The organism is Achromobacter sp. PD1 (assembly GCF_048541815.1).
GTDB classification, from domain to species: domain Bacteria; phylum Pseudomonadota; class Gammaproteobacteria; order Burkholderiales; family Burkholderiaceae_B; genus Achromobacter; species Achromobacter bronchisepticus_A.
In genome coordinates, this window is sequence record NZ_CP183349.1 from 3,880,299 (window position 1) to 3,906,441 (window position 26,143).

A 26,143-nucleotide genomic window follows, 5' to 3' on the forward strand; every position below is an offset into this window, starting at 1 on the left:
AGGAACCCACATCATGCTGCAACAACAGACCTACTTTCACCACGAGCATGTGACCGGCATGGCTGAATCAGCAGGAAGCAACCGGCGGTCCGGCATGCTGGACGAAATCGTCCTGCTGCTGGGGCGGCAGTTCGCCGCCTGCAACGCGGCATGCCAGTCGGCCCTGGCGGAAAAGCTGGGCATTCCCCTGGCGGACCTGAAGGCGCTGGAGCTGGTCATGGAGTTCGATGCCCTTCCAACCGGCCATCTGGCCCAGTTGATGGGCATCAGCTCCGGCGGCGCGACGGCCTTGATCAACCGGCTGGAAGCGGCCGGTTATGTCCAGCGCGGCCGCCACCCGCTGGACCGCCGGATGATCGTGATCCGGCCGGTCGAGGAGTCGTGCCAGGCGCTGGCGCAGGAACGGCAGTGGATCGCCGAAGCCATCGCGACCACGGCACGCGGTTATGACACCGCGGAACTGGAAGCGGTGCACGCATTCCTGACGCGTTGCGGCCGCAGCCTGAAGCGCGACACGCTGGCGTGGCTGGAAAGAGGCAACGCACACCAACCCGTGTAACCATGCGGCGGGGGCCCCGCCCCCGCCGCATGAGCCGCATCAGGCCGCTTCGGGCGGCCCGAAGTGCAGGCGCGGCACCGCGGCCAGCAGCCTGCGCGTCATGTCCTGGCGCGGCTCGTGCAGCACCGCATCGGCTTGTCCCAATTCGATGATGCGCCCGCCGTCCATGACGGCGATGCGGTCCGCCAGATACTCGACCACGCCGAAGTTGTGCGTGATGAACAGATAGGCGATGCCCAGCTCAAGCTGCAATTCACGCAGCAGGTCCAGGATCTGGGCTTGCACGGAGACATCCAGCGCCGACGTGGGCTCATCGCAGATCAGCACTTTGGGTTCGACCGCCAGCGCCCGCGCAATGGCGATCCGCTGGCGCTGGCCGCCCGAGAATTCGTGCGGATAGCGCGCCAGGGTATTGGACGGCAGGCCCACGCGTTCGATCAGCCTTGCGGCATGCGCGCGGCGCGATTCCTTGTCCATGCCGGCACGCAGGGACGCCAGCCCCTCATCCAGGATGTCGCCTACCCGCATGCGCGGATCGAGCGAGGCATACGGATCCTGGAAGACGATCTGGATGTCCTGCCTCAGGCGCTGCAGCGTGCGCCGGTCCGCCGACAGCACGTCCTGCCCCTGCAGCATGGCCCGGCCCGATACGCGCGCGCCGTCAATCAATCGCAGCAGCGCCTTGCCCGTGGTGGTCTTGCCGCAGCCGGACTCGCCCAGCAGGGCCAGCGTTTCGCCGGCCTTCAGCGTGAAGGTCACGCCGTCCACGGCCTTGACCCAGGACGCGACGCGGCGCAGCGGCCCCTTGCGCACGGGGTAATGGACCTTCAGGTCCTGCACGTCCAGTACCACGCCGGCATCGCGCGCCTGGGCGTCGGCGGCCACCCGGGCCGCGTCTCGCGCCATGGCCTCGCGGCCGCTTTCCGTAAGCGGCGTGCCGCGCTTTTCGAACGTGGGGATCGCTTCGAACAGCTGCCGCGCATAGGGGTGCTTCGGCTCGCGGAAGAACTCCCCGGCGTCGGCGCTTTCGACGATCTCGCCGCCGCGCATCAGCGCCACGTGGTGGGCGACGTTCTTCACCACCGCCAGGTCGTGGGTGATCAGCAGCACCGCCATGCCCATTTCCCGCTGGATGTCGGCCAGCAGATCCAGCACCTGCGCCTGCACGGTGACATCCAGCGCCGTGGTGGGCTCGTCCGCGATGAGCAGCAAGGGCTCGGCCGCCAGCGCGATGGCGATCATGACGCGCTGCTTCTGGCCGCCCGAGAACTGGAAGGGATAGTCGTCGATGCGCCGCTCGGGCTCGGGAATGCCCACCCGCCGCAGCCAGTCCACGGCGCGGGCGCGGGCGGCAGCGCCGCGCAGGGGCGTATGGGCGATCAGCGTTTCGATGATCTGGTCGCCCACCCGCATGACCGGGTTCAGGCTGGTGGACGGTTCCTGGAAGATGATGCCGATGCGCCCGCCGCGCACGCCGCGCATGGCGCTTTCCGGCAGGCGGTTGAGGTCTTCTCCGTCCAGGTCGATCTGTCCGCCCACGATGCGGCCGGCGTCGGGCAGCAGGCGCAGCAGCGCCAGCGCCGTCATGCTCTTGCCGCAACCCGATTCGCCGACCAGCGCGAAAGTCTGCCGCCTGGAGATCGCCAGCTGCAGCCGCTTGACCGCATGCGTCATGCCGCTTTCGCCGGCGATATCGACGTCCAGGCCATGCACTTCGAGCAAGGGAGCCTGGCTCATGGCGCATCTCCCCGGCGGGACTGGCGCGTATCGGTCGCCAGGGCCGTGCGCGGCGCGCGGCCGAACAGGCCGAGGCGCGCCATGCGGCCGGGCTTGTAGCGGCGCGTGCGCGGATCAAAGGCGTCGCGCACCGCGTCGGCGAACAGGTTGGCGGCCAGCACCAGCGCCAGCATGAACAGGAATGCGGTCAAGAGGTTCCACCAGATCATCGGGTCACGGGACATTTCCAGACGGGCGCCATCGATCATGGAGCCGAAGGAGTTCATGCTGGGATCCACGCCTATGCCCAGATAGGACAGCACCGCCTCGTACAAGACCAGGCCGGAGAATTCCAGCACCACGGTGATCAGGACCAGGTGCGCCACGTTGGGCAGCAGATGACGGGTCATGATGCGCCAGTGGGAAACGCCGAAGGCCCGCGCCGCCTGCACGTATTCCAGCTCGCGCAGCTTGAGGGTTTCGGCGCGCAGCAGGCGGCACAGCCCGGCCCAGCCGGTAAAGCCCAGGATCATGCAGAGCAGGAACAGCCGCAGGTCGGCGCGCGCGGCCGAGGTGTCGAACAGGTCGGCATGGTTGTCGATGTACACCTGCATCATCAACGCGCAGGCGGCCACCAGCAGCACGCCCGGAATCGAGGTGATGGTGGTGTAGAGGTACTGGATGCCGTCGTCGACCTTGCCTTTGAAATAGCCGGCGGCGATGCCGAAGACGATGGCCGGCGGCAGCATGGCGATGGTGGTGAGGCTGCCGATGACCAGCGCGGTGCGGATGCTCTTCAGGGCCTGCCACAGCACATCGTTGCCGATGCGGTCGGTGCCCAGCGCGTGATAGCCGCTGGACAGGCCGGCCAGGGCGCCCGCCGTCAGGCACAGCAGCGTGAAGGTGACGGCCATGGCGCGCCAGGGCACGTCCGAAGCCGCCTCGTCGGCGGCCCTAGCGGCGCGCCGCCGGGCCAGGCCTGCGTACATCAGCCCGATCACGGCGGCGGACACCGCCAGCCCTGCGGCCAAGCCCAGCCCGAGCCGCTTGGCGACATCGCCCAGGTGGTCGCGGTCGGCGTCTTCCAGATGCACGCCCGCTCCCCGCAGCCGGGGAAAGTCGCGCACCGGCTTGTCGTTGACGAGCATGGTTTCCTTGGTGAACTGCCGTATCGCCAAAGGCTCGGAATAGGTCTTTTCCGGCGTGGTCAGCACGGAACCCGTGAGCAGTCCGTCCAGCGCCGAGCGCACCGCGGGCGCATAGGCCGGCGGCGCGTCGGCCGCGGCGCTGGGGGCCGGCGGCAGCAGCGGCCGGTAATGCACCGAATCCAGCAGGCCCACCACCACGAACGCGGCCAGAATCACCGCCGAGCACATGGCCGGCGTGTCGCGCGCCACGCGCGCCCAGGTCGCGCGCAGGTTCGGGCTGCGGCGCACATGCCATACATAGGCCAGCGCGCCCAGCGCCATGAGCCACAGCGCGATATCGGTCCAGAGGAAGACGAACTTGGGCATGGCGGCTACTCGAATCGGACGCGGGGGTCGGCCAGCGTGTAGGAAATGTCGGCCAGGATCAGCCCCACGATGTAGAGGGCGGCGCCCAGGAACACCATGGCGCGCACGATGGAGAAGTCCTGCGCGTTGATGGCGTCGATGGTGTAGCTGCCCAGGCCGGGAATGCCGAAGAAGGACTCCGCGATCAGGCTGCCCATGAACAGCAGCGGCAACGCGGCCACCGTGCTGGTCAGGATGGGCAACATGGCGTTGCGCAGCACGTGCCGGAACAGCACGACGCGTTCAGCCAGGCCCTTGGAACGCGCGGTGCGCACATAGTCCTTGCCGATCTCCTCCAGGAACAGGGTGCGGTAGAAGCGCGCCTCCGGCCCCAGCCGCGACACGATCGCGACCAGCACCGGCAGCGCCAGGAACTTGACCACGTCCAGCCCGCCCGAAAAGCCCGAGAACGGCACCAGCCGCAACAGCTTCGCAAAGACCCATTGGCCGGCGATGATGTAGAACAGGCTGGAGATGGACAACAGCAGCACGCAGACCACCACGCCCCAGAAGTCGAGCCGAGTGGCGCGGAAATACACCAGCGTCAGGGAAAAGACGATGCTGACGAAGAGCCCCAGGAAGAAGGTGGGCACCGCCAGCGCCAGGCTGGGCCCCATGCGCGTCTTGATCTCGCGGCCGATGTCGCGCCCGCCGTCGGACGCGCCGAAGTCCATGACCAGCAAGGGCACCGAACGCTGGTAGAACACCGTGTCGGTCAGTTGCGCCGCGCCTCGAGCCTTGGCATTGAAGAACAGCGGCTTGTCGTAGCCGCGCTCGACCTTCCATTTCTCCACGGCTTCCTGGTTGGCGCGCTGCCCGCCGATGGCCAGCCGCGCCATGTCGTCGGGCGTGTTCACGGCGAAGAACAGGATGAAGGTGAAGAGATTCACGCCGATCAGGATCAGCACGCCGTACAGCAACCGGCGGATCACATAGCCGATCATGATTGATGCTCCTTGCCCAGGGCCGGCGCGAATGCCGTCTGGCGTTCACGCCGCTTCAGCGCCACATACGACGGCCATATCGCCAGCGCCAGCAATAGCGCGAACAGGCCTATCGGCCACCACCTCGGATAATTCCACTCGTCGATCTTCTGCTGCCGCAGGACCGGGTCTATCTTCATGTACTGCAGCGTATTGCGCACCATCTGGGTCGGCTTGGCATTGCCGACCCACTGCTGGTAGGCGCCGCCCGACATCGGGAAGTAGCCGAACATCCAGGGCGCGTCGCGCTGCACGATGGCGGTCATCTTGGCGATGAGCTGTTCCTTTTCCGGGCCATCGTCCAGGAACTTCATCTGTTCGAAGAGGCGGTCATATTCGGGACTGGCGTAGTTGGCCGCGTTCTCGCCGCCGCCCTTGGCCTTGGCATTGGGACCGTAAAGCAGGAACAGGAAGTTCTCGGCGTCGGGGTAGTCGGCGTTCCAGCCCCACAGGAAGATCTGCGCGGACCCTCGCATCATCTTGTCCTGGAAGCGGTTGTAGTCGGTGGCGCGCACGTCCAGCTGCACGCCGATCTTGGCCATCTGGCGCCGCATCCAGTCGAACTGCGGATTGGAGCCGCCGCCCTGCATCGAGTCGTAATAGAGCACCAGCGGCGCGCCGGTCTGGGCGTTGCGGCCGTCTGGGTAGCCGGCCTCGGCCAGCAGGCGGCGGGCAACGTCCACGGACTTGCGCACGGGCTTGCCGTCGACCAGGTTGTAGACCACCGGGTTCACGCCTTCGGGCGGCTCGCGGTAGCCGAGCACGCCCGGCGGCACCGGGCCGTAGGCCACCGATGCCTGGCTGTTTTCGAACACCGCGACGTACTCTTCCCAGTCGAAGGCGATGCTGATGGCCTGGCGCAGCTTGCGGTTCCTTTCTTCCTGTTCCGGCGTGTCGCCCTTGCCCACCACCGGGTCCAGCCAGTTGAAGCCCATGTACCAGTTGGCGGTCTCGACGGTCGTGGGCAGCTTGATGCCGTGTTCGTTGTACAGGCGCGCCTTGTCCTGGCTGTCGCCCGCCGCGACCAGCATGGCCACGCCGTACTCGCCGCGCTCGATCTGCGGCACGTCGTAATAGCCCTGCAGGAACTTGCCGGTCAGGGGGATGGCTTCCTTTTCGACGCTGAATTCCGCGCGGTCGATGAAGGGCGTGGGCTTGCCGCAGTCGGCCAGCAACCCCGCGGCCGCGTCGCCGGGCTCGCCTTCGCAGGGATAGGGTTCGCCGTGGAAGTTGGGGTTGCGGCCCAGCACGTGGCGGCGGTTCTGCAGCGACTCCACCAGCATGTAGGGGCCGGTGCCGACCGGCCACGTATTGAACGACAGGTCGTGCGCCGCCATGCCGGGCTGGCTGTAGAAGCGATCGGCCTCCCAGGGGATGGGCGCGGTGAAGGTCATGGCCAGCCAGTACTTGAACTGCGGGTACTTGCCGTTGACGCGGATGCGCAGCGTATGCGGATCCAGCGCCTGCACGCCCGTAAAGCCGTCGGCCTCGCGCAGATCCAGCCAGGGCGGCGCGCCGGCGCCGCCCGGCATGTCTTGCCGCAGCGCCTGGTCGCGCTGGCGCAGCCGGTCCGCATACTCCTTCAGGCCCGTCACATGCTCGGTCATGAGGCTGGAGATCGGCGACACCACGCGCGGGCTGACCAGGCGCCGGAACGCGTAGACGTAATCGTCGGCCGTCAGTTCGCGCGTGCCGGTGCGCGGGAAATCGGGAATGTAGAACTTGTCGTCCAGTTCGCCTGGCGCCAGCGGGAAGTAGTCGTAGCTGCCGTCGGTCTTGCGGGCGAATGCCGGATGCGGCGCAAAGCGCGCCCCCGGCCGGATCTTGATGTCGTAGATGCTTTGCGCGATCTGCTCGCCGGGCGTGTCGGCGGGCAGCGTGTTGCCCTGCGCGTCCAGGTAGACGGGCGGGTCGATCGACGCCGCCGCGCGCGGCACCAGTTCGTAGGGCCGCTTCAGGTAGTGGTAGCCGTACAGCGTCTCATAGATGTTGTACGTATAAGGGGTCTCGTCGCCGGAATAAGAGCTGGCCGGATCCAGGTACTTCGGAGAGCGTTTGACGAAGGCGGAAAACAGCGTGTTCTGGCTTTCGGCGCCGGACGGATAGGGGCTGTTGATGGGGCTTTCTTGCGAGCAGCCCGCCAACGCCAGCGACAGCAGCATGGCCGCCGCCCAGAGCCGCTTCAATGCACGCATGGAAACCTTCCCTTCGAATCGTTGCGACAGAGGATAGCAAACACGGGCCGGGGACCATACCCAGGCATCCCCCAGGGCTGGCGGCGCTTGGGCGCGGCGTTCCGGGCCGGCCCGCGCGGGTTCAGCCGCACTGGCGCTGCCGCCAGCAGTCGTAGCGCCACTTCCAGGGTTGCATGGCGCCGGGCTGCGCCCACAGGCCGCGCCCGGCCGCCTTGGCCTGGCGCTGCAGGTCCGGCATGGCCTTGTCGCGCAGGTAGTCCCCCTGGCGCGCCGTATAGGCCCAGGCGTAACCGGCCTCCACTTGCAGGCGGTTGGCCGAGCGGCCGTCATCCAGGATCAGGGCGCAGACTTCCCGGCCGTACTGATCCTTCTCGTAGCATTGCGCGGTGAGCGTCTTGCCTGCGACCAGGCCGGCCAGGTTCTTGCGCGAAGCCTCGGCATAAGGCTGTCCGGGTTGATCGGACCCGTGGCCCTCTTCGGGAGCATCGATGCTGTCCATGCGGATGCGGTGCTGGCCGTCGGGCGCGCGCAGGGTCACGGTATCGCCGTCGGCCACGTTCACGATCGTGCCGGTGAGCGTGTAGCTGCCCTGCGGGACGCCGCCAGCCAGCGTCGCGCCGGGCCGGCCCTGTGTGGAAGGGGCCGGACGTTCGGTGCGCCCATCTCTTTCCGAAGGCTGCAGCCAGTTGACGATGGCGCCCGCCGCCGCGAGGATCACGGCGACGATCAGGGCGGTCAGCTTGCTGCCGCCGCGTAAGGGAGATTTGCCGCGCACCAGCCGGGCTCCAGGTAGGAAAACGCAGGCAGTTTGCCATAAAGGCGGGACGTGGAGTCGCGCCCGGCCGGCGGGTTGCGCGCGCTGGCCGCCGGCGGCCCTGCGCGCTGCCCCCCTCCTACAGCCAGCCGGACTTGCGGAAGCGCCAATACAGGACCGAACAGATCGACACGATCACGCCCAGCGTGATCGGATAGCCCCAGGGCGATTTCAGTTCGGGCATGAACTCGAAGTTCATGCCGTAGATGCCGGCAATGGCCGTGGGCACCGCCAGGATGGCGGCCCAGGACGCCAGCTTGCGCGTGGTGTCGTTCTGCGCGGCCTGGCCTATCATCAGGCTGGCTTCAAAGGCGAAGGCCAGGGATTCGCGCAGCGAGTTGAAAAGCTCATCCACGCGCAGCACGCGGTCGGCGACCTCGCCGAAATACGGACGGGCATGCTCGTCCACCGCCGACATCTCGACCCGCGCCAGGCGGCGGCAGATCTCGGCCAGCGGCGACACCACGGTATGGATGCGCAGCAAGTCGCGGCGCTGCCGGTACAGCCTGCGGATGTCGGAGTCCTTGGCGCCGCGGATCAGCAGCTTCTGTTCGGCGCCCTCGACCACGGACTCGATCTTGCCGGCGGCCGCCACATAACGGTCCACCAGCCAGTCCAGCAGCTCGGAAGCCACATAGTCGCTGCCGCGCTTGAGCAGGTCGGGCGAGGCTTCCAGACGTTCGCGCAAGGGGCTATGGCCGGCGGTCGCGCCGCGCCGCACCGTGACCAGGAAGCCGTCGCCGATCAGGAACTGGGTCTCGCCGAAGATGGGGCGCTCGGCCTCGACCTCGACCGTGATGGCGACGATGAGGATCATGTTGCCGTAGTCGATGATCTTCGGCCGCCGGTGGGCTTCCAGCATTTCTTCCTGGTTCTTGTCGCAGGCGCCGAGTTCGCTGGCGACCTTGGCCAGCACTTCCGGGCGCGGATTGCGCAGGCCGATCCACAGCATGCCGTGGTCCTGGCTGACGTACTGGGCGACCTGATCGATGGGAACCTCGCGCTCCCGCCGTCCGTTCACGTAGGCGATCGATGCGACGACCTCTCGTTTCGAGTCGTCGGCGGCCTGTTCTTCAGTAGACATAAACACCCTTGGTCAATGCGATCCCGACCGGACAGCTTGTGTATCGGCCGATGATAGCCCAGCCTACGAGAACAGGTTGCGCACCCGCTTGGCCACATCCACGCTGGGCGCCTGCGGCTCCTTGGGCGCTGCGCGCCCGGCGGGCAGATCCGGCAGCTTGGGCAAGTGATCGAACAGCGGCAGCATCGCATTGGTGATGTAGCGCGTGCGCGAACCGTAGACGTGCCGGTCGCCCATGCCGGTCTGCTGGTGCACGTAGAAGCGCTGCGGCACGATGAGCTGCAGCCGTTCCTTGGCGCGCGTCATCGCCACATACAGCAGGCGGCGCTCTTCCTCGATTTCCTCGGCCGTGCCGGTGCTCATGTCCGACGGGATGCAGCCGTCCACCACGTTCAGGACGTAGACCGCCTTCCATTCCTGGCCCTTGGCGGAATGGATGGTGGACAGGATCATGTAGTCCTCGTCGCGATGCGGCGCGCCGGACTCGTCGCTGGTGGCGTCCGGCGGATCCAGCGTCAGCTCGGTAAGAAAGCGTTCGCGCGTGCCGTAGCCCGCGGCGATGCGCACCAGCTGGTCCAGGTCCGCGCGGCGCACGCGCGCATCGTCGTACAGCCGTTCCAGTTGCGCGCCATACCAGCGCAGGGCCAGGTCCACGTCGGCGGGCCATTTCAGCGCGGGATCGCACAAGGCCGCATAGGTATCGGCGAAAGCGCCCCACTCTTCCTGCGCCGCCGCGCCCGGCTTGAATTCACGCAACGCGCGCAGCGGTTCGGCGGAGGCGGACATGGCGTCCATCAGCTTGCCGGCCGTGGCGGGTCCGATGCCCGGCAGCAACTGCGCCACGCGAAAGCCCGCCATGCGGCCGCGCGGATTCTCCGCCCAGCGCAATATCGACAACAGGTCCTTCACGTGCGCGGCCTCCAGGAAGCGCAGGCCGCCGAACTTCACGAAGGGAATGTTGCGCCGGGTCAGCTCCAGTTCCAGCGCGGCGCTGTGGCTGGCGGTGCGGAACAGCGCCGCCTGCGACTTGAGCGTGGCCCCGCCCTCGCGCTGCGCCAGCACCTGGTCGGCCACCCAGCGCGCCTGGCCGGCTTCGTCGCTGACCGTCACCAGTTCAGGCAACTGGGACGACTGGCGGTCGGTCCACAGGTCCTTGGCGTAGCGCTCCGTGGCCAGGCCGATCACGGCATTGGAGGCGTTCAGGATGGGTTGGGTCGAACGGTAGTTGCGGTCCAGCGTGATGACCCGGGCCGGGTTGGGAAACTGGTTCGGAAAATCCAGGATGTTGCGCACCGTGGCCGCGCGGAACGAATAGATGGATTGGGCATCGTCGCCCACCACCGTCAAACCGCGGCCGTCGGGTTTCATCGCCAGCAGGATGGCGGACTGCAGACGGTTGGTGTCCTGGTATTCGTCCACCAGCACGTGGTCGAAGCGCGCCCCCACGTCGGCCGCGATGCCGGAATCGCCCATCATCTCGGCCCAGTACAGCAGCAGGTCGTCGTAGTCCAGCACCTGCTGGTCCTGCTTGGCCGCGACGTAGGCGCGGAACAGGTTCTTGAGTTCGTCTTCCCATTGGGCGCACCAGGGGAAGGAGGTCTTCAGCACGTCGGCCACCGGCGTCTGGCTGTTGACCACGCGCGAATAGATGGCCAGGCAGGTGCCCTTGAGCGGAAAGCGCGACTTGGTGGACGACAGGCCCAGCTCGTGGCGCACCATGCCCATCAGGTCCTCGGCGTCGCCGCGATCATGGATGGTGAAGGCTTCGGACAGGCCGATGCGTTGCGCGCAATCGCGCAGCAGGCGCGCGCCGATGGCGTGGAAGGTGCCGGCCCAGGGCAGCGACGGCGCCTGCTGCGTGGCGCGCAGCCGCATCACCCGCTGCAGCACCGAGCCCACGCGCCGCTCCATTTCCAGCGCCGCGCGGCGCGAGAAGGTCAACAGCAGCATGCGCTGGGGATCGGCGCCGTTCAGGATCAGGTGCGCGACCCGGTGGGCCAGCGTATTGGTCTTGCCCGAGCCGGCCCCGGCGATCACCAGCAGGGGACCGTCGTCCCCCGGCGCGCCGGCCACGCCAAACTCGGCGGCCTCGCGTTGGGCGGGATTGAGATCGGCCAGGGGATCGGGACGTTCGGCGGACGGGTTGGACGTATCGGTTTGGTCGGACATGGGACGGGGCCGCAGCATGGCGGCCTCTGAAAACGGCGAGCCCGGACATTGCCGGGCTACGGATGAACACTGTATATTTATACAGAATTTTTTCGATAAAGTCTGATTTGCCTGTGGCCATGCGCCTCTTGAGCGGCACCGCCTCCTGGACCGACCCCACCCTGCTGGCCTGCGGCCGCTTCTACCCGCCCGAGGTCCGCAGCGCCGAAGCGCGGCTGCGCTTCTATGCTTCGCGCTTTCCCATGGCGGAGGTCGATTCCAGCTATTACGCCATGCCCACGGCCGAAAACGCCTACTTGTGGGCGCAGCGCACGCCGGACGATTTCGTCTTCAACATCAAGGCCTTCCGGCTGTTCACCGGCCATCAGACGCCGCTGTCCGCATTGCCCGCGGACATCCGGCGCGAACTCCCTGACTGGCCGGAACCCGTCATCTACCACGACCGCATGCCCGCCGACCTGCGCGACGAACTCTGGCGCCGCTACCAGCTTGCGCTGGAGCCCTTGCGCATGGCCGGCAAGCTGGGCGCGGTGCATTTCCAGTTTCCGCCCTGGATTCGGCGCGATGCGCGCGGCCGGGCGCGGGTGGCCGACTGCGCGCGCCGCATGGAAGAACACCTGGTGTCGGTGGAATTCCGCCACCGCAGTTGGTTCGATTCGCCCGCCGCCACCGCGGACACCCTGGCCTTCGAACGCGATCTCGGGGTGGTCCATACGGTGGTCGACAGTCCGCAAGGGTTCGACAACACCGTACCCGCGGTCTGGGAATGCACCCATCCGGAACTGACGCTGCTGCGCCTGCATGGGCGCAACACGGCCACCTGGAACGTGTCCGGCGCAGCGTCCTCGGGCCGCTTCCAATACGAATACTCGGAACAGGAACTGGCCGAGCTGGCCGAGCGCTTCTCACGCCTGGCGGCGCAAAGCGCCCAGGCGCACGCGGTGTTCAACACCAACTTCGAAGACCAGGGCATGCGCAACGCCGCGGCCTTCGCGGCAGCGCTAGCGCCCGCCTGACGCGGCCACGGGCTGCGCCGCGGCGGACGCGCGCGCCACTTCGTTCAGGCTGTCCAGCAACACCTCGAACTTGCGCGCGATGTCATGCTCGGGCACGCAGGCGTAGCCCAGCAGCAGGCCAGGCCGGCGGCCTTCGTCGTTGACGTAGTAGCGCGACAGCGCGCGCGTCAGCACGCCCTTGCTGCGCGCCACATCCACCACGCGCAGGTCGTCCATGTCCTGCGGCAGCGTCAGCACCAGGTGCAGCCCCGCCATGCTGGCGTCGCGATGCAGCCAATCCGGCCCCAGCCGGCGTTCGATCAGATTGACCAGCATGGCGCGGCGCCGTCCATACAGCATGCGCATGCGGCGGATGTGGGCGGCGTAGTGGCCTTCCGAGATGAACGTGGCCAGGGCCGCGTGCGTCATCAGGTGGCCTTCGCGGTAGAGCTCCGCGTGCGCCGCCTGGAACGCGGCGGTCAAGGTCTTGGGCAGCACCAGATAGCCCACGCGCAGGCCCGGATACAAGGTCTTGCTGAAGGTGCCCATATAGATCACAGGCGCGTCCGGTTCCAGCCCCAGCAGCGAAGCGATGGGCCGGCCGGAGAAGCGGAATTCGCTGTCGTAGTCGTCTTCGATGATCCAGCTGCCGCTTTGCCGCGCCACCGCCAGCAGCTGGCGCCGGCGCGTCAGCGACATGACCGGCCCCAGCGGATACTGGTGCGAGGGCGTGACGAAGATGAAGCGCGGCGGCGTGCCAACGGTTTCCGGCAGGCGCATGCCTTCCTCGTCCACCGGCAGATGCACGGTGTGCAGGCCGTTGGCCTGCAGGATGGTGCGCGCCCCCCAGTAGCCCGGATCCTCGACCCAGGCGGTCTCGCCGGCCTCGCCCAGGATGCGGGTGGTCAGGTCGATGGCCTGATGCGAACCTTCGGTGATGATGATCTGCTCGGGATCGCAATCGATCGAGCGGGTCAGCGCCAGATGCTGGGCCAGCGCCTCGCGCAGGGCCGGCAGCCCGCCGCCGTAGGCGTAGGTCAGCAGGTCGGGCGAGGGATTGCGCCACAAGGCGCTGAAGATGCGGCCGAACTTCTTGTGCGGGAATTCGGTCAGGTCGGGCACGCCGGGCATGAAGGCGCCCCACTGGTAGGGCGAGGCCGAGACGCCATCGACGATGGCGGCGCCACGCGGCGACAGCGCCGGGCGCGGCTGCGCGGGCGGCGGCTGGCGCTTGCGCCGGCCGCTGGCCAGGTAGGAATCCGGCACCGAGGCGTTGACGAAGGTGCCGTTGCCCTGGCGGCTGCGGGTGTAGCCTTCAGCCAGCAGCTGGCTGTAGACGTGAACCACCGTGTTGCGGGCGATGCCGAGCTCGGCCGCCAGGTCGCGCGACGCGGGCAGGCGCGAGTCCGCGGCAATGGCTCCATCCAGGATGGCTTCACGGATGCCGCGGTACAGCCGCTTGTTCATGGGCTCGCTGGAGCCGTCCGCCAGCCGCAGCTGCAGCAAGTCACCGACTATGGACCGCAATTGGTTCTACCCGATTTATAAAAGTGGTTCCCACAAATGGGGCCATCGTAGCATTAAATAAGGTTTTCCCGCCCATCATGCTCTCCGAGGCTGAGATGAAGAATCAGGACCTGAATACCCGCCGTTCCCTGGCCACGCCGCGTGGCGTCGGCGTCATGTGCGACTTCTACGCGGTGCGCGCCGAAAACGCCACCCTGTGGGATGCCAATGGCAAGGAATACATCGATTTCGCAGGCGGCATCGCCGTCCTGAACACGGGCCACCTGCACCCGAAGATCAAGGCCGCGGTCGCCGCGCAGCTGGACAACTTCACGCACACGGCCTACCAGATCGTGCCGTACGAAGGCTATGTCTCGCTGGCCGAGCGCATCAACCGCCTCGCCCCCATCGACGGCCTGAAGAAGAGCGCCTTCTTCACCACCGGCGTCGAAGCCGTCGAAAACGCCATCAAGATCGCGCGCTCGGCCACCGGCCGCTCGGGCGTCATCGCCTTCTCGGGCTCGTTCCATGGCCGCACCATGCTGGGCATGGCGCTGACCGGCAAGGTCGCCCCGTACAAGCTGTCGTTCGGCCCGATGCCGGGCGACATTTATCACGTGCCCTTCCCCAACGCCACCCAGTCCATCACCGTGGCGGACTCGCTCAAGGGGCTGGACCTGCTGTTCAAGTGCGACATCGATCCCAAGCGCGTCGCGGCCATCATTCTCGAACCTGTCCAGGGCGAAGGCGGCTTCAACATCACCCCGCCTGAACTGATGACGGCGCTGCGCAAGATCTGCGACGAGCACGGCATCCTGCTGATCGCCGACGAAGTCCAGACCGGCTTCGGCCGCACCGGCAAGCTGTTCGCCATGGAACACCACTCGGTCCAGGCCGACCTGATCACCATGGCCAAGAGCCTGGGCGGCGGCTTCCCGATCTCGGGCGTGGTCGGCCGCGCTGACGTCATGGACGCGCCCGCCGCCGGCGGCCTGGGCGGCACCTATGCCGGCAACCCGCTGGCGGTCGCCGCGGCGCATGCAGTGCTGGACGTGATCGCCGAGGAAAAGCTGTGCGAACGCGCCGTCGCCCTGGGCGACAAGCTGCGCGCGCATCTGGAAGGCCTGCGCGCCAAGGTGCCGGGCATCGCCGACGTGCGCGGCCTGGGCTCCATGGTCGCCCTGGAACTGAACGATCCCGCCACCGGCAAGCCGGACGCCGAAGCGGTCAAGCGCGTGCAAGCCCGCGCCATCGAAAAGGGTCTGATTTTGCTAAGCTGCGGTGTGTACGGCAACGTCCTGCGCTTCCTGTACCCCTTGACCATCCCCGACGCCCAGTTCGATCGCGCACTGGCCATCCTGTCCGAGGCGCTCGCCGCCTGACGCACAGGACCTGAACTACCGGTATTCCGGCGGGCAGGCACAAGTTTTGCGGGCGTAGCGGATCAGCCGCCACGCCCGCAAGCCGTTTCCTGGCCCACCGCATCCCTTCAAGGAGACTCCAATAATGACCGCACTGACCCATCCCCTGGCGCGCCCCGATCTGCTGCGCGACGCCTGCTACATCGACGGCAAGTGGGTAGCCGCCGGCAACGGCCCGTCCATCCCCGTGGACAATCCCTCCACCGGCAAGACCATCGTGTCGGTGCCCAAGCTGGGCCGCAAGGAAGCCGAACAGGCCATCGCCAGCGCCGAGGCCGCCCTGCCCGCCTGGAGCGCCAAGACCGGCAAGGAACGCGCCGCCATCCTGCTGAAGTGGGCCCAGCTCATGATGCAGAACCAGCAGGACCTGGCCGCCATCATGACGTCCGAGCAGGGCAAGCCCGTGACCGAAGCCGCCGGCGAAATCGCCTACGCCGCCTCGTTCCTGGAGTGGTTCGGCGAAGAAGCCAAGCGCATCGACGGCGACATCCTGCAAAGCCCCAAGGCCGGCCAGCGCCTGATGGCGCTCAAGCAGCCCATCGGCGTCACCGCCGCGATCACGCCGTGGAACTTCCCCGCCGCCATGATCACCCGCAAGGTCGGCCCGGCCCTGGCCGCCGGCTGCACCATGGTGGTCAAGCCCGCCCAGCAGACCCCGCTGACCGCGCTGGCGCTGGCCGTGCTGGCTGAAGAAGCCGGCGTGCCCGCAGGCGTGTTCCACGTCATCACTGGCAGCTCGCGCGAAATCGGCGCGGCCCTGTGCGAAAGCGACGTGGTGCGCAAGCTGAGCTTCACCGGCTCCACCGAAGTCGGCCGCACGCTGATGGAGCAATGCGCGCCCACCATCAAGAAGCTGTCGCTGGAACTGGGCGGCAATGCGCCCTTCATCGTGTTCGACGACGCTGACCTGGACCGCGCGGTCGACGGCATCCTGGCTTCCAAGTACCGCAATGCGGGCCAGACCTGCGTCTGCGCCAACCGCATCTACGTGCAGGCCGGCGTGTACGAAGAAATCGCCAAGCGCCTGGTCGCCAAGGTCGAAGCCATGAAGGTCGGCGACGGCTTCGCCGACGGCGTGACCCAGGGTCCGCTGATCGACAGCAGCGCCGTGGAAAAGGTGCAGGAGCACATCGCCGACGCCACCGCGCACGGCGCCAAGGTGATCGCCGGCGGCAAGCCCCACGCGCTGGGCGGCACCTTCTTCGAACCGACCGTGGTGCGCGACGTGACCCAGTCCATGCGCTTCGCGACCGAGGAAACCTTCGGCCCGGTGGCCCCGCTGTTCCGCTTCGAAACCGAAGCGGAAGTCATCGGCATGGCCAACGACACCATCTTCGGTCTGGCCGCCTACTTCTTCACCCGCGACTACGCCCGCATCTGGCGCGTGTCCGAGGCCCTGGAGTACGGCATCGTCGGCATCAACACCGGCATCATCTCCAATGAAGTCGGTCCGTTCGGCGGCGTCAAGCAATCCGGCCTGGGCCGCGAAGGCTCGAAGTACGGCATCGAAGAGTACCTGGAGATCAAGTACCTCTGCGTGGACCTGGGCGCCTGACGGCCCCTGGCGCACTGCGGCCCCCGCCGGTTTCTGCCGGCGGGGGCCGCTTGCATTTCCCCGGCGTGCTGGCGGGAGTCCGATATGTTGCATCGCGGCCTGCGCCGGGCATGGTAGATTTGCGCGTTCCCTGACCGAACGAGTCCGTATGAGCAGAACCTTCACCCGCGAGGACACCCGCCGGCTTGCCGCTATCCTGGCCGAAACCGCGCAGACGGAAGTCATGCCGCGCTTTCGCAATCTGCCGGAAGGCGCGGTGCGCGGCAAAAGCTCCGCCCGCGACCTGGTGACCGACGCGGACGAAGCCGCCGAGCGCCTGATCGCCGCGCGCCTGGCCAAACTGCATCCGGGCGCCGTGCTGATCGGCGAAGAAGCCTCGGCCCGCAATCCCGCGCTGCTGAACATGCTGGTCGACGCCGACCTGGCCTTCCTGATCGACCCCATCGACGGCACCCGCAACTACGTCGCGGGCCTGCCTCTCTTCGGCATGATGATCGCCGCCTGCCATCGCGGCGACGTGATCGCGGGCGTCATCTACGACCCGGTCAGCCGCGACAGCGCGCTCGCCGTGCGCGGCGAAGGCGCCTGGATGGAATATGAAAACGGCAAGCAGGCCCAGCTCGCGGTGGCCAGCCCCGCGCCGCCCGAAGACATGGACGGCCTGATCTCGACCGGCGCCCTGCCCGAACCAATGCGCACCACCGTCAACAGCAACCTGTCGCGCCTGGGCAGCACCGCCTCGCTGCGTTGCGCCGCGCATGAGTACCGCATGCTGGCCGCCGGGCACTGCCACATCGCGTTCTACAACCAGTTGACGGCCTGGGACCACGCAGCCGGCTGGCTGCTGCACCGCGAAGCCGGCGGCTACGCGGCCCACTTCGACGGCTCCCCCTACAAGCCCACGCACCGCACCGGCGGCCTGCTGTACGCCCCGGACGCCGGCAGCTGGCACGCGGCCCGCAAGGCGCTAATGGGGGACATGGCGGACGCCGCCGAGACTTGACAAACCCTGCCCGAAAAAGGTCGAAAACTCGGGGTTATCCCTAGGAGTTATCCCCAGTTCCTGTGGACAACCCTATGGAAAGGTCTGTAACAGCGGAAAAAAACCTTTGCAGGGCAAGCACTTGCTTAGACCGGTCAAAAACCGGCCGGCCCTAGGGCGTGTTACAGCGCGTCCAGCGCCACGGCGCAGGGCAGTTCCACTTTCAGGGTAAGCATGCTGTCGGCGCGGGTGCGCCCCAGGTTGATGGCAGCTATCGGCATGCCGTTGCGCGACGCGGCGCTGACGAAGCGGTAGCCGGAATACACCATCAACGATGACCCCACCACCAGCACCGCGTCGGCGTTCATGAGGCCGGCGTTGGCGTGGTCCACGCGCTCGCGCGGCACGGTTTCACCAAAAAAAACCACGTCCGGTTTGACGATGCCGCGACAGCGCGGACAGGGCGGGACCTGAAATTGCGCAAAGTCCTCGCCTTCCAGGTCGGCGTCGCCGTCAGGCGCGTCCGAGGCTTCCAGCAGCGTCCATTCGGGATTGCCGTCCTGCAGCGCCTCTTGCCAGGCCTGGCGGCCGCCGCGCCAATCGCAGGCCATGCAACGCACCTCGTCCAGCCGGCCGTGCAGGTCCACGACGTCGCGGCTGCCGGCGGCCTCGTGCAGGCCATCGACGTTCTGCGTCACCAGCACCGAAACGCGGCCGCGCGATTCCAGCCGCGCCAGCGCCCGGTGCGAGGCATTGGGCTGCACCTGGCCGAAACGGCGCCAGCCCACCATGCTGCGCGCCCAATAGCGCGCCCGCGCCAGTTCGCCGCCCATGAAGGTTTGCAGCGTCATGGGCGGCTTGCGCTTCCATTCGCCTTCGGTGTCACGGTAGTCGGGGATGCCGGAGTCGGTGCTGACGCCCGCTCCCGTCAGCACGAACAGCCGCGGGTGGCGGTCGACAAAGCCGCGCAGCGCGGCCAGATCAGAGACTCGAGTGTCCATCCAGGCTCCTCAGGGCCGGCCGCTGCGCAAGGAGGGCAGCGGCCTCAAGCTGCTCAGCCGCCCAGGCCGCAGTCGGGCATGTCGCTGACCAGGCTGGCCTGGGTCACGTTGCTGCCCGGCGGCACGCTGCGGGTCAGCCAGACGTTGCCGCCGATGGTCGAACCCTTGCCGATGGTGACGCGGCCGAGAATCGTCGCGCCAGCGTAGATCACCACGTCGTCCTCGATCAAGGGGTGGCGCGCCAGGCCCTTCTTGAGTTCGCCGTTTTCCCCGGGCGGGAAGCGCTTGGCGCCCAGCGTGACCATTTGATAGAGGCGCACGCGGTCGCCGATGATGGCGGTCTCGCCGATCACGACGCCGGTGCCGTGGTCAATGAAGAAGCTGCGGCCGATGGTGGCGCCCGGGTGGATGTCGATGCCCGTATCCGCATGCGCGATTTCCGCCACGATGCGCGCCAGCATCGGCGCGCCCAGGCGATACAGCACATTGGCCAGACGGTGGTGGATCATCGCCGCCACGCCCGGATAGCACAGCAGGACCTCGTCCACGTTGTGCGCGGCCGGGTCGCCCTGATAGGCCGCGGTCACGTCCAGGTCCAGCGCGGCGCGCACGCGCGGCAGCTCGGCGCCGAACTGGCGCACGATCTCGATGGCGCGCTGGCGCGCATCCGCGGGCCCGGTCTGTTCGGGCCGGCCCACGTACTGCAGTTCCAGACAGACCTGGTGCAGCAGCGCGTCGAGCGCCGCGCCGATGGTGTGGCCGACGTAAAAGTCCTCGACCTCCTCGCGCAGGTCGATCGGACCCAGGCGCATCGGGAACAAGGCGCCACAGAGGTCCTTGACGATCTGGCGCAGGCTTTCCTGCGACGGGAATTCGCGCAGGCCGGCGTCTTCGCGCAGGCGGCCGCGGGGACCGCGCCAGGCCACGCGCGCTTCGCGCAGGCCGGAGACGATGCTGTCCAGGTTCCAGTGGGCCGGCGCGCTGTAGGTCGGCCCGCTCATGACTGCGGCTCCTGCAGGAAGCCGGTAGAGGGATTGAATTCAAACATGGGTGCGCCTCGTTGACGGTGCACGGCCGCGGCGGCCAGGCCGCCGGGCAATGCTGCTTCGCAATATTTCCGTCAACTGTAACCGCTCGCGCCGGTTTCGCGGAATCCATCCGATACGGCGCAGGGGTTATGTCCCTGTGTCCTGTTCGTAGCCCTGTGGGTTGCCCTGCTGCCAGCGCCAGCCGTCCGCGCACATCGCGTCCACGTCATGCGTGCTGCGCCAGCCGAACAAAGATGCCGCCAGCGCAGGATCGGTCCACATTTTCTCGACGTCGCCGGGACGCCTGGCTTGCGGGCGCACGGGAATCCGGCAGCCGTTGACCCGCTCGAACGCATGCACCAGCTCCAGCACGCTGGTGCCCTGCCCCGTGCCCAGATTGATCGCCACGAACCCGGGATGGCGCTCCGAATAGGCCAGCGCCTGCACATGCCCCTGCGCCAGGTCCATCACGTGCAGGTAGTCGCGCACGCCCGTGCCGTCGGCCGTCTCGTAATCGTCGCCGAACACCCGCAGGAACGGCTGGCGCCCCACCGCCACCTGGGTGATGTAGGGGAACAGATTGTTCGGAATGTCGCGCGGACTTTCCCCGATCTGGCCGCTCGGATGCGCCCCGATGGGATTGAAGTAGCGCAACGTCACCGCGCTGAACGCGGGATCGGCCGCGCAAACGTCACGCAGCGCTTCCTCCACCATCAGCTTGGTGCGGCCGTAGGGGTTGGTCGGCGCCAGCGGATGCGCCTCGGTGAGCGGCAGGAAGTGGGGCTCGCCGTAGACAGTGGCCGAAGAACTGAACACCATGCGCGCCACGCCCGCCTCGCGCATGGCGCGCAATAGCGTCACGGAGCCGCCGACGTTGTTGTCGTAGTACTTGAGCGGATCGGCCACCGACTCGCCCACCGCCTTGCTGCCGGCCAGATGCAGCACCGCCTGCACCGGCGCGCCGCGCGCCGCCGATTCGGCCAGCACCGATTCGACCAGGCCGGGGCTGCGGATGTCCCCTTCCACCAGCGGGATCTCCACGCCGCACAGGCGCTCGACGCGGCGCACGGCCTCGCGGCTGCCGTTGCTGAAGTTATCCAGCACCAGCGGCCGCTGGCCCGCCGCCAGCATCGCCACCAGCGTGTGCGTGCCGATGTAGCCCGCGCCGCCCGTCACCAATACATGCAGGTCCTGCATGGTCTCCCTCACAGATGCGCCGCCACGCCCGGCACCCAGGCATGGCGCGGCCGCGGCGCCTGCGCATGGCTGCGGTAGCGGTCGATCCAGTACGAGGTGGACGCGTCATGGCCCCAGTCCACCACGCCGGCCGACACCGGCACCGCCAGCTCCCGCTCGATGCCGGTGGCCAGGCGCTTGCCCAGCTCCACGCCCCACTGGTCGAAGGGATTGATGCCCCAGACCACGCTCTGCACGAATACCTTGTGCTCGTACAGCGCCAGCAGCGCGCCCAGGCCGCGCGGATCCAGCTGGCGCAACACGATCAGGGTCGAAGGCCGCCCGCCCGGATGCACCATGTGCTGCGCCAGGCTCAGCGCGCGCTCCTGGTCGTCGATGTGCGCCACATCCATCAGCGCCTGCTCCAGGCACTTGCCGCGCAGCAGCGCCTGGCGCTGCGCCAGGCAGTTGGCCAACAGCATGCGGTGCGCATCCGGACTGTCCGCGTGGCCTTGCAGGCTGGCGATGAAGTCCACCGGCGCGCCCTCTTCGCTCTGATGCAGCCATTGGAAGAAGGTGTGCTGCCCGTCGGTGCCAGGCATGCCCCAGATGATGGGAGCCGTCGGCACCCCGACCGCCGCGCCATCGCCCGCGACCCGTTTGCCCAGCGATTCCATTTCCAGCTGCTGCAGATAGGTGACCAGGTGCAGCAGCCGCGCGCTATAGGCCGCGATGTTCAGCGAGTTCTGGCCCAGCACGCTGCAGTTGACCAGGCCCGCCAACGCGAGCTGGATGGGCGCGTTCGACGCGAACGGCGCCTGCTGGAAATGCTGGTCCATGGCCTCGGCGCCCGCCCGCATGCCGATCAGCACGTCAGCGCCCACCGTCAGCGCGATCGACAGGCCGGCCACCGACCAGACCGAATAGCGCCCGCCGACCCAGTCGCACATCTTGAATATCTGGCTGGACGGCACGCCCAGCGCGCGCGCCGCCGACACGTTGGCGGTGACAGCGGCCAGGTGCTCGGACACGTCGGCCACGCCGCCCTGCTTGAGCCAGGCGATGGCCGCGCGCGCGTTGTGCAGCGTCTCGGCGGTGGTGAAGGACTTGGAAGACACCACCACCAGGCAGCGGCGCGGATCCAGCCCGGCCACCGCATCATGGAACGCGTGTCCGTCGATGTTGGACACGAAGCGGATCTGCCGGCGCTGCTGCGCCCCGCCAAACGCCTGGACCGCCAGGCGCGGCCCCCAATCGCTGCCGCCGATGCCGATATGCAGCACCGTGTTGAAGTCGGCCGTCTGGTCCACCCGGCGCACGAAGTCCGTCATGCGCGAATGCTCGCAGACGGAGTCCGCATCCTGGCCGTCGGGCTGTTCCCGCGTGCGCCCGGCGCGCAGCGCCGTATGCCATGCCGGCTTGCCTTCGGTCCAGTTGACCGGTTCGCCCGCGAACAATGCCTGGCGCGCATCCGCCACGCCACGCGCCTGCAGCAGCGACATGGCCGCGGCTTCCAGCGCCGGCGACTGCCGCTGCATGCTCAGGTCCACGCACAGACCCGCCGCCTCGATGACCTTCAGCGCCGCGCCGTCCAATTCCGCGCCGTGCGCGGCCTGCGCGAACGCCTGCCACTCCGGGCTGTCCGCCAGGCCCGAATTCGCCCTTAGCGCCTCAACCGCATACTTAGCCTTTCCCATCGCGTGATGCTCCTTAAAACGGTAAACGAACATGAGGGGCAATGCGTCGGAACGCGTTGCGGAAATCCTCCTCGATACGGGCCAATGCGGCCACCGTGTCCCCTTCGAAACGCAATACCACCGTCGGCGTGGTGTTGGACGGACGCGCCAGGCCGAAGCCGTCGGCGTAGTCCACCCGGATGCCGTCCAGGTCGTTGATGGACTGCGCGCCGGGAAACTGTCCCTGCACGCGCAGCGCTTCCACCAGGTCGAACTGCTCGCCTTCGGCGGTTTCCAGCTTGATTTCGGGTGTGGCGCAGGACTGCGGCAGGCTTTCCAGCAGGGCCGAGGAGTCCGGCGCGCCGGACAGAATCTCCAGCAGCCGGGCGGCGGCGTAGATGCCGTCGTCAAAGCCGTACCAGCGCTCCTTGAAAAAAATGTGGCCGCTCATCTCGCCGGCCAGCAACGCGCCGGTTTCGCGCATCTTGGCCTTGATCAGCGAGTGCCCCGTCTTCCACATGGTGGCCTTGCCGCCCGCCTCGGTAATGGCGCGCGCCACGTGGCGGCTGCACTTGACGTCATAGAGGATCTCGGCGCCCGGATTGCGCGACAGCACGTCGCGCGCGAACAGGATCAGCTGGCGATCGGGCCAGATGATCTGCCCCGTCTTGGTCACCACGCCGAGCCGGTCGCCGTCGCCGTCGAACGCCAGGCCGACCTCGCAGTCGGAGTAGCGCAGGCAATAGATCAGATCCTGCAGGTTCTGCGGATCGGCCGGATCCGGGTGATGGCCCGGGAACGAACCGTCGACCTCGCAGAACAGCTCGACCACTTCGCAGCCCAGGGCGCGGAACAGCGCCGGCGCCGCGGCGCCGGCCACGCCATTGCCGCAATCGATCGCAATCTTCATCGGACGCGCCATGCGGATGTCGCCCATCAGGCGCGCGGTGTAGCACGGCATGATCTGCATTTGCGTGCGCCCGCCCGATGCGCTGGCCGACTCTATCGGCAAGCGCATCGCATCGCGCAGCGCGGTGATGCCCTCGCCATACAGCGAAGCGCCGTCCAGCACGATCTTGAAGCCGTTGTGCGCGGGCGGGTTGTGGCTGCCCGTGACCGCGATGCCCGCGCCCGTGTCCATCAGGCGCGTCGCAAAGTACACCATCGGCGTGGTCGCCATGCCGATGTCGATGACGTGCATGCCCGCCGAGCGCAGGCCCGCCTGCAAGGCGGCCGCCAGCTCGACGCTGCTCAGCCTGCCATCCCTCCCCACCACGATGGACCGCGCCCCCTGTTCGCGGGCCTGCGTTCCCGCCGCCATCCCCAGGCTGTGAGCGAACCTCGCATCGATTTCATCCGGCACCGTGCCGCGTATGTCGTAAGCCTTGAAAACCGCATCCAGAATTTGCGGCGTGTCCCAGCCAAAAGTTCCGTGCATGCCAGTTTCTCCGGGTGGCGTTATTTAGGGCCGTTCTGTTTGAAATCGCCGTAATACGCCGCACGGGAGTAGCGGTAACTGCCGTACTTGGACCGGAAGCCGAAGCGTTCCGGCATGAGCTTGAGACCGTTGAAGAGCACGCCGTCCACTGGCGCGCCCGCCTGGATCAGGCGCTTGGCCGTCTCGCGGATTTCGCCCACGGTGTTCATGCCCGAGCGCACCACCACCATCACTGCGGCCGCATGCGTGCCGACCACGGCGGCGTCCGGAGACGACAGCACGGGCGCCGTGTCCAGGATCACCATGTCGTACTGCGAGGCCAGTTCACGCAGGGTTTCGCCGAACACCGGCGACGCCAGCAGCTCCGACGGGTCGAAGGTCACCGCGCCGGTAGCGATGAAGTCCACGCCCTCGGACACGCTGTGCTTGCGGACCTGGGTCAGCGGTATCGTGCCCGACAGCACTTCGAACAGACCGTCTTCCTTGGGCACGCCGAAATAGCGGTTGAGCTGGCCCTTGCGGAAGTCAGCGTCGATCAGCAGCACGCGCTTGCCCACGCCGCCCTGGATGAAAGCGAAGTTGGCCGACAGGAACGACTTCCCCACGCCTGCCACCGGCCCGGTGAACATGACCATGTTGTTGGCCGACTGGCGCAGCGACGCCTGCAACACGTTGCGGAACGACCTCAGGCTTTCGATGGGCGGCGCGTTGCCCTGGCTCTGGGCCAACAGCGCCGGCACGCTGGCGTTCTTGCGCCGGCTGCGCCGCCACAGCTTGTCCTGCATGTCGCTGTACGGAATGGCGGCCAACACGGGCAGGCCGGTATGGCGTTCGACGTCGTCGGGTTCGGACAGGCCGCCGAACAGCGCATTGCGCACGAACGCGCACAGCATGCCGAAGATCAGGCCGAAGGCGGTCGCCACGCCGATGATGATGGCGGCCTTGGGACGCACCGGCTTGTCCGGCTGCACCGCCGAATCCAGGATGCGCACGTTGCCCACCTTGCCGGCGCGGATCAGGCGCAGCTGCTGGGCGTTGTTGAGCAATGCCGTGTAGAGCTCGGTGTTGACGCGCACGTCGCGCACCAGGCGCACCACGTCCTGCTCCAGGTCGGGCAGTTGGCGGATGTTGTTGCCGATGCGGTTCACGTCCCCGGTCAGCCCGGCGATCTGGCGGTCCAGCGCCACGATGCTGGGGTGGGTCGGCGCGAAGCGGGTAATCATTTCCTGGCGCTTGGAGCGCAGTTCCATCACCTTGGTCTGCGCGTCCACCGATTGCGCCAGGATCAGCTTGGCTTCTTCGCTCAGGTCGATGGTGCCGCGCTTGTTGCGCAGCGAGTTGTACTTGGTCTCGGCGGCGTCCAGCTCGCCCTTGAGCACCGGCAGCTGCTGTTCAAGGAATACCAGCGACTTCTCGGCCTGCGCCGACTTGCGGTTCACGTTCTGCTGCACGTATTCCTGGCCGATCTGGTTGAGCACGGCAGTCGTCAGCGCCGGATCATTGCCTTCCAGCGTGACGCCGATCACCCCCGATGTGCGGCCGCGCTCGAAAATGCCCAGGCGCGCCTGCACGTCCTCGATGGCCGCCAGGCGCGAACTGCGCGACACCGTGAACTCGGTGCCGGGGCGTCCCGTCAGCGCGTCGATATGCACGTCCATCGCGCCGCCCCCAGGCAGCCGGAAATGCTCGGGCTTGCCCACGGTGCCGTTGAAGGTGGCGCCCGTGAACTTGTCGCTCAACGTATAACGCCCTTCGCCCAGCGTGGTCACGCGAAAGGGCTTGCCCAGCCATTCGTTGGGCACGTCCAGCTGCGAGATCGCGATGGCTTCGCCGCCCCATGCATAGCCGCCGCGCGGCAGGCTCGACGGGTACGGCAGGCTTTCGTAGCGCTGCGCCAGCCACTCGCCGATCACGGGGAAATAGCGCGGCTTGGCCTGGATGTACAGCAGGAACTTGTCGACGGCGGGTCCGACCACCATGCGCGAGCGCAGCACTTCCATTTCGCCCGAGGTCTCCGCCTTGGTATCGAACATGGAAGATACGTCGCCGAGCAGGCTGCGGCTCTGCCCCTGCGGCATTTCCTCTTCCACCTGCACGATGATGTCGGCCGAGTACACCTTGGGCGTGATCATCACATAGGTAAGCGCCCCCAGTAATGCAAGCAGAGTGATCGCGATGATCATCCACCGGTTGGAAAAGATGGCGTCCACATGGGACGACAACGGAGTTTCCTGCTGACGAGCCGGCACGGACGGCTCGAACGATTCGATGGGCAACGACATGCAGCTCTCC

19 protein-coding genes are annotated in these 26,143 nt (G+C 67.5%); 5 read left to right on the plus strand and 14 right to left on the minus strand.

Going from position 1 to position 26,143, the window contains the following annotated elements:
• The first annotated feature begins 13 nt into the window (after positions 1-13).
• Positions 14-559, plus strand: coding sequence for a MarR family winged helix-turn-helix transcriptional regulator (locus ACM1PE_RS18360; protein WP_419340636.1), 546 nt, complete (start codon positions 14-16; stop codon positions 557-559).
• A gap of 39 nt (positions 560-598) precedes the next feature.
• Here ACM1PE_RS18360 and ACM1PE_RS18365 read toward each other — a convergent pair whose 3' ends face one another.
• The 7 genes from ACM1PE_RS18365 to ACM1PE_RS18395 form a co-directional block, all read right to left on the minus strand.
• Positions 599-2,296, minus strand: coding sequence for an ABC transporter ATP-binding protein (locus ACM1PE_RS18365; RefSeq protein ID WP_419340637.1), 1,698 nt, complete (start codon positions 2,294-2,296; stop codon positions 599-601).
• Positions 2,293-3,789 carry an ABC transporter permease gene (locus ACM1PE_RS18370; protein WP_419340638.1) on the minus strand — a complete coding sequence of 499 codons (1,497 nt, stop codon included), beginning with the start codon at positions 3,787-3,789 and terminating at the stop codon, positions 2,293-2,295. The genes ACM1PE_RS18365 and ACM1PE_RS18370 overlap by 4 nt, the downstream gene beginning before the upstream one ends.
• 5 nt (positions 3,790-3,794) lie before the next feature.
• The gene (locus ACM1PE_RS18375) at positions 3,795-4,772 is read right to left on the minus strand and encodes an ABC transporter permease (protein ID WP_419340639.1); all 978 of its coding nucleotides are present in this window, start codon (positions 4,770-4,772) and stop codon (positions 3,795-3,797) included.
• A complete protein-coding gene (locus ACM1PE_RS18380) occupies positions 4,769-7,006 on the minus strand; it encodes an ABC transporter substrate-binding protein (RefSeq protein WP_118933834.1) in 2,238 nt (745 codons plus the stop codon). The genes ACM1PE_RS18375 and ACM1PE_RS18380 overlap by 4 nt, the downstream gene beginning before the upstream one ends.
• Positions 7,007-7,127: 121 nt before the next feature.
• Positions 7,128-7,784 (minus strand): thermonuclease family protein, encoded by a 657-nt coding sequence (locus tag ACM1PE_RS18385; RefSeq protein ID WP_165867919.1) that lies wholly within the window; start codon positions 7,782-7,784, stop codon positions 7,128-7,130.
• Between the two features lie 115 nt (positions 7,785-7,899).
• Positions 7,900-8,904, minus strand: coding sequence for a magnesium and cobalt transport protein CorA (locus tag ACM1PE_RS18390; protein WP_059372212.1), 1,005 nt, complete (start codon positions 8,902-8,904; stop codon positions 7,900-7,902).
• A gap of 63 nt (positions 8,905-8,967) precedes the next feature.
• A complete protein-coding gene (locus ACM1PE_RS18395; protein WP_419340640.1) occupies positions 8,968-11,073 on the minus strand; it encodes an ATP-dependent helicase in 2,106 nt (701 codons plus the stop codon).
• Between the two features lie 119 nt (positions 11,074-11,192).
• Between ACM1PE_RS18395 and ACM1PE_RS18400 the strand changes: the two genes are divergently transcribed.
• Complete coding sequence (locus ACM1PE_RS18400; RefSeq protein WP_306637460.1) at positions 11,193-12,089, plus strand: DUF72 domain-containing protein; 897 nt, start codon at positions 11,193-11,195, stop codon at positions 12,087-12,089.
• On the opposite strand, the gene ACM1PE_RS18405 is transcribed toward ACM1PE_RS18400, so the two are convergent.
• Positions 12,075-13,595: a PLP-dependent aminotransferase family protein gene (locus ACM1PE_RS18405; RefSeq protein WP_353506935.1), complete on the minus strand. Its 1,521-nt coding sequence runs from the start codon at positions 13,593-13,595 to the stop codon at positions 12,075-12,077. The genes ACM1PE_RS18400 and ACM1PE_RS18405 overlap by 15 nt on opposite strands.
• 95 nt (positions 13,596-13,690) lie before the next feature.
• Between ACM1PE_RS18405 and ACM1PE_RS18410 the strand changes: the two genes are divergently transcribed.
• The 3 genes from ACM1PE_RS18410 (at position 13,691) to ACM1PE_RS18420 (ending at position 17,553) form a co-directional block, all read left to right on the plus strand.
• Positions 13,691-14,956 (plus strand): 4-aminobutyrate--2-oxoglutarate transaminase, encoded by a 1,266-nt coding sequence (locus ACM1PE_RS18410; protein WP_118933836.1) that lies wholly within the window; start codon positions 13,691-13,693, stop codon positions 14,954-14,956.
• Positions 14,957-15,080: 124 nt separating this feature from the next.
• On the plus strand, positions 15,081-16,550 hold the full coding sequence (locus tag ACM1PE_RS18415; RefSeq protein WP_054453045.1) for an NAD-dependent succinate-semialdehyde dehydrogenase: 1,470 nt from the start codon (positions 15,081-15,083) through the stop codon (positions 16,548-16,550).
• Between the two features lie 148 nt (positions 16,551-16,698).
• Positions 16,699-17,553 (plus strand): inositol monophosphatase family protein, encoded by an 855-nt coding sequence (locus tag ACM1PE_RS18420; protein WP_059372208.1) that lies wholly within the window; start codon positions 16,699-16,701, stop codon positions 17,551-17,553.
• A 161-nt stretch (positions 17,554-17,714) separates the two neighbouring features.
• Here the strand turns inward: ACM1PE_RS18420 and ACM1PE_RS18425 are convergent, their stop codons facing one another.
• The 6 genes from ACM1PE_RS18425 to ACM1PE_RS18450 all read right to left on the minus strand — a co-directional run bounded on the left by ACM1PE_RS18425 (position 17,715) and on the right by ACM1PE_RS18450 (position 26,133).
• On the minus strand, positions 17,715-18,533 hold the full coding sequence (locus ACM1PE_RS18425) for an NAD-dependent protein deacetylase (protein ID WP_118933837.1): 819 nt from the start codon (positions 18,531-18,533) through the stop codon (positions 17,715-17,717).
• A 53-nt stretch (positions 18,534-18,586) separates the two neighbouring features.
• On the minus strand, positions 18,587-19,534 hold the full coding sequence (epsC, locus tag ACM1PE_RS18430) for a serine O-acetyltransferase EpsC (protein ID WP_059372204.1): 948 nt from the start codon (positions 19,532-19,534) through the stop codon (positions 18,587-18,589).
• A 174-nt stretch (positions 19,535-19,708) separates the two neighbouring features.
• Positions 19,709-20,758, minus strand: coding sequence for a UDP-glucose 4-epimerase GalE (galE, locus tag ACM1PE_RS18435; protein ID WP_059372203.1), 1,050 nt, complete (start codon positions 20,756-20,758; stop codon positions 19,709-19,711).
• 8 nt (positions 20,759-20,766) lie between these two features.
• Positions 20,767-22,434 (minus strand): glucose-6-phosphate isomerase, encoded by a 1,668-nt coding sequence (pgi, locus tag ACM1PE_RS18440; RefSeq protein WP_059372198.1) that lies wholly within the window; start codon positions 22,432-22,434, stop codon positions 20,767-20,769.
• A gap of 13 nt (positions 22,435-22,447) precedes the next feature.
• Entirely contained in the window at positions 22,448-23,851 is a 1,404-nt protein-coding gene (locus ACM1PE_RS18445) for a phosphomannomutase/phosphoglucomutase (protein ID WP_419340641.1), read from the minus strand.
• Between the two features lie 20 nt (positions 23,852-23,871).
• Positions 23,872-26,133: a GNVR domain-containing protein gene (locus ACM1PE_RS18450; RefSeq protein WP_059372194.1), complete on the minus strand. Its 2,262-nt coding sequence runs from the start codon at positions 26,131-26,133 to the stop codon at positions 23,872-23,874.
• Positions 26,134-26,143 lie beyond the last annotated feature (10 nt).

Coding starts and splice junctions, on each gene's coding strand:
- ACM1PE_RS18360 (WP_419340636.1), top strand. CDS start 14: ATGCTGCAACAACAGACCTACTTTCACCACGAGCATGTGACCGGCATG.
- ACM1PE_RS18365 (WP_419340637.1), bottom strand. CDS start 2,296: ATGAGCCAGGCTCCCTTGCTCGAAGTGCATGGCCTGGACGTCGATATC.
- ACM1PE_RS18370 (WP_419340638.1), bottom strand. CDS start 3,789: ATGCCCAAGTTCGTCTTCCTCTGGACCGATATCGCGCTGTGGCTCATG.
- ACM1PE_RS18375 (WP_419340639.1), bottom strand. CDS start 4,772: ATGATCGGCTATGTGATCCGCCGGTTGCTGTACGGCGTGCTGATCCTG.
- ACM1PE_RS18380 (WP_118933834.1), bottom strand. CDS start 7,006: ATGCGTGCATTGAAGCGGCTCTGGGCGGCGGCCATGCTGCTGTCGCTG.
- ACM1PE_RS18390 (WP_059372212.1), bottom strand. CDS start 8,904: ATGTCTACTGAAGAACAGGCCGCCGACGACTCGAAACGAGAGGTCGTC.
- ACM1PE_RS18395 (WP_419340640.1), bottom strand. CDS start 11,073: ATGTCCGACCAAACCGATACGTCCAACCCGTCCGCCGAACGTCCCGAT.
- ACM1PE_RS18400 (WP_306637460.1), top strand. CDS start 11,193: ATGCGCCTCTTGAGCGGCACCGCCTCCTGGACCGACCCCACCCTGCTG.
- ACM1PE_RS18410 (WP_118933836.1), top strand. CDS start 13,691: ATGAAGAATCAGGACCTGAATACCCGCCGTTCCCTGGCCACGCCGCGT.
- ACM1PE_RS18415 (WP_054453045.1), top strand. CDS start 15,081: ATGACCGCACTGACCCATCCCCTGGCGCGCCCCGATCTGCTGCGCGAC.
- ACM1PE_RS18420 (WP_059372208.1), top strand. CDS start 16,699: ATGAGCAGAACCTTCACCCGCGAGGACACCCGCCGGCTTGCCGCTATC.
- ACM1PE_RS18425 (WP_118933837.1), bottom strand. CDS start 18,533: ATGGACACTCGAGTCTCTGATCTGGCCGCGCTGCGCGGCTTTGTCGAC.
- epsC (WP_059372204.1), bottom strand. CDS start 19,534: ATGAGCGGGCCGACCTACAGCGCGCCGGCCCACTGGAACCTGGACAGC.
- galE (WP_059372203.1), bottom strand. CDS start 20,758: ATGCAGGACCTGCATGTATTGGTGACGGGCGGCGCGGGCTACATCGGC.
- pgi (WP_059372198.1), bottom strand. CDS start 22,434: ATGGGAAAGGCTAAGTATGCGGTTGAGGCGCTAAGGGCGAATTCGGGC.
- ACM1PE_RS18445 (WP_419340641.1), bottom strand. CDS start 23,851: ATGCACGGAACTTTTGGCTGGGACACGCCGCAAATTCTGGATGCGGTT.
- ACM1PE_RS18450 (WP_059372194.1), bottom strand. CDS start 26,133: ATGTCGTTGCCCATCGAATCGTTCGAGCCGTCCGTGCCGGCTCGTCAG.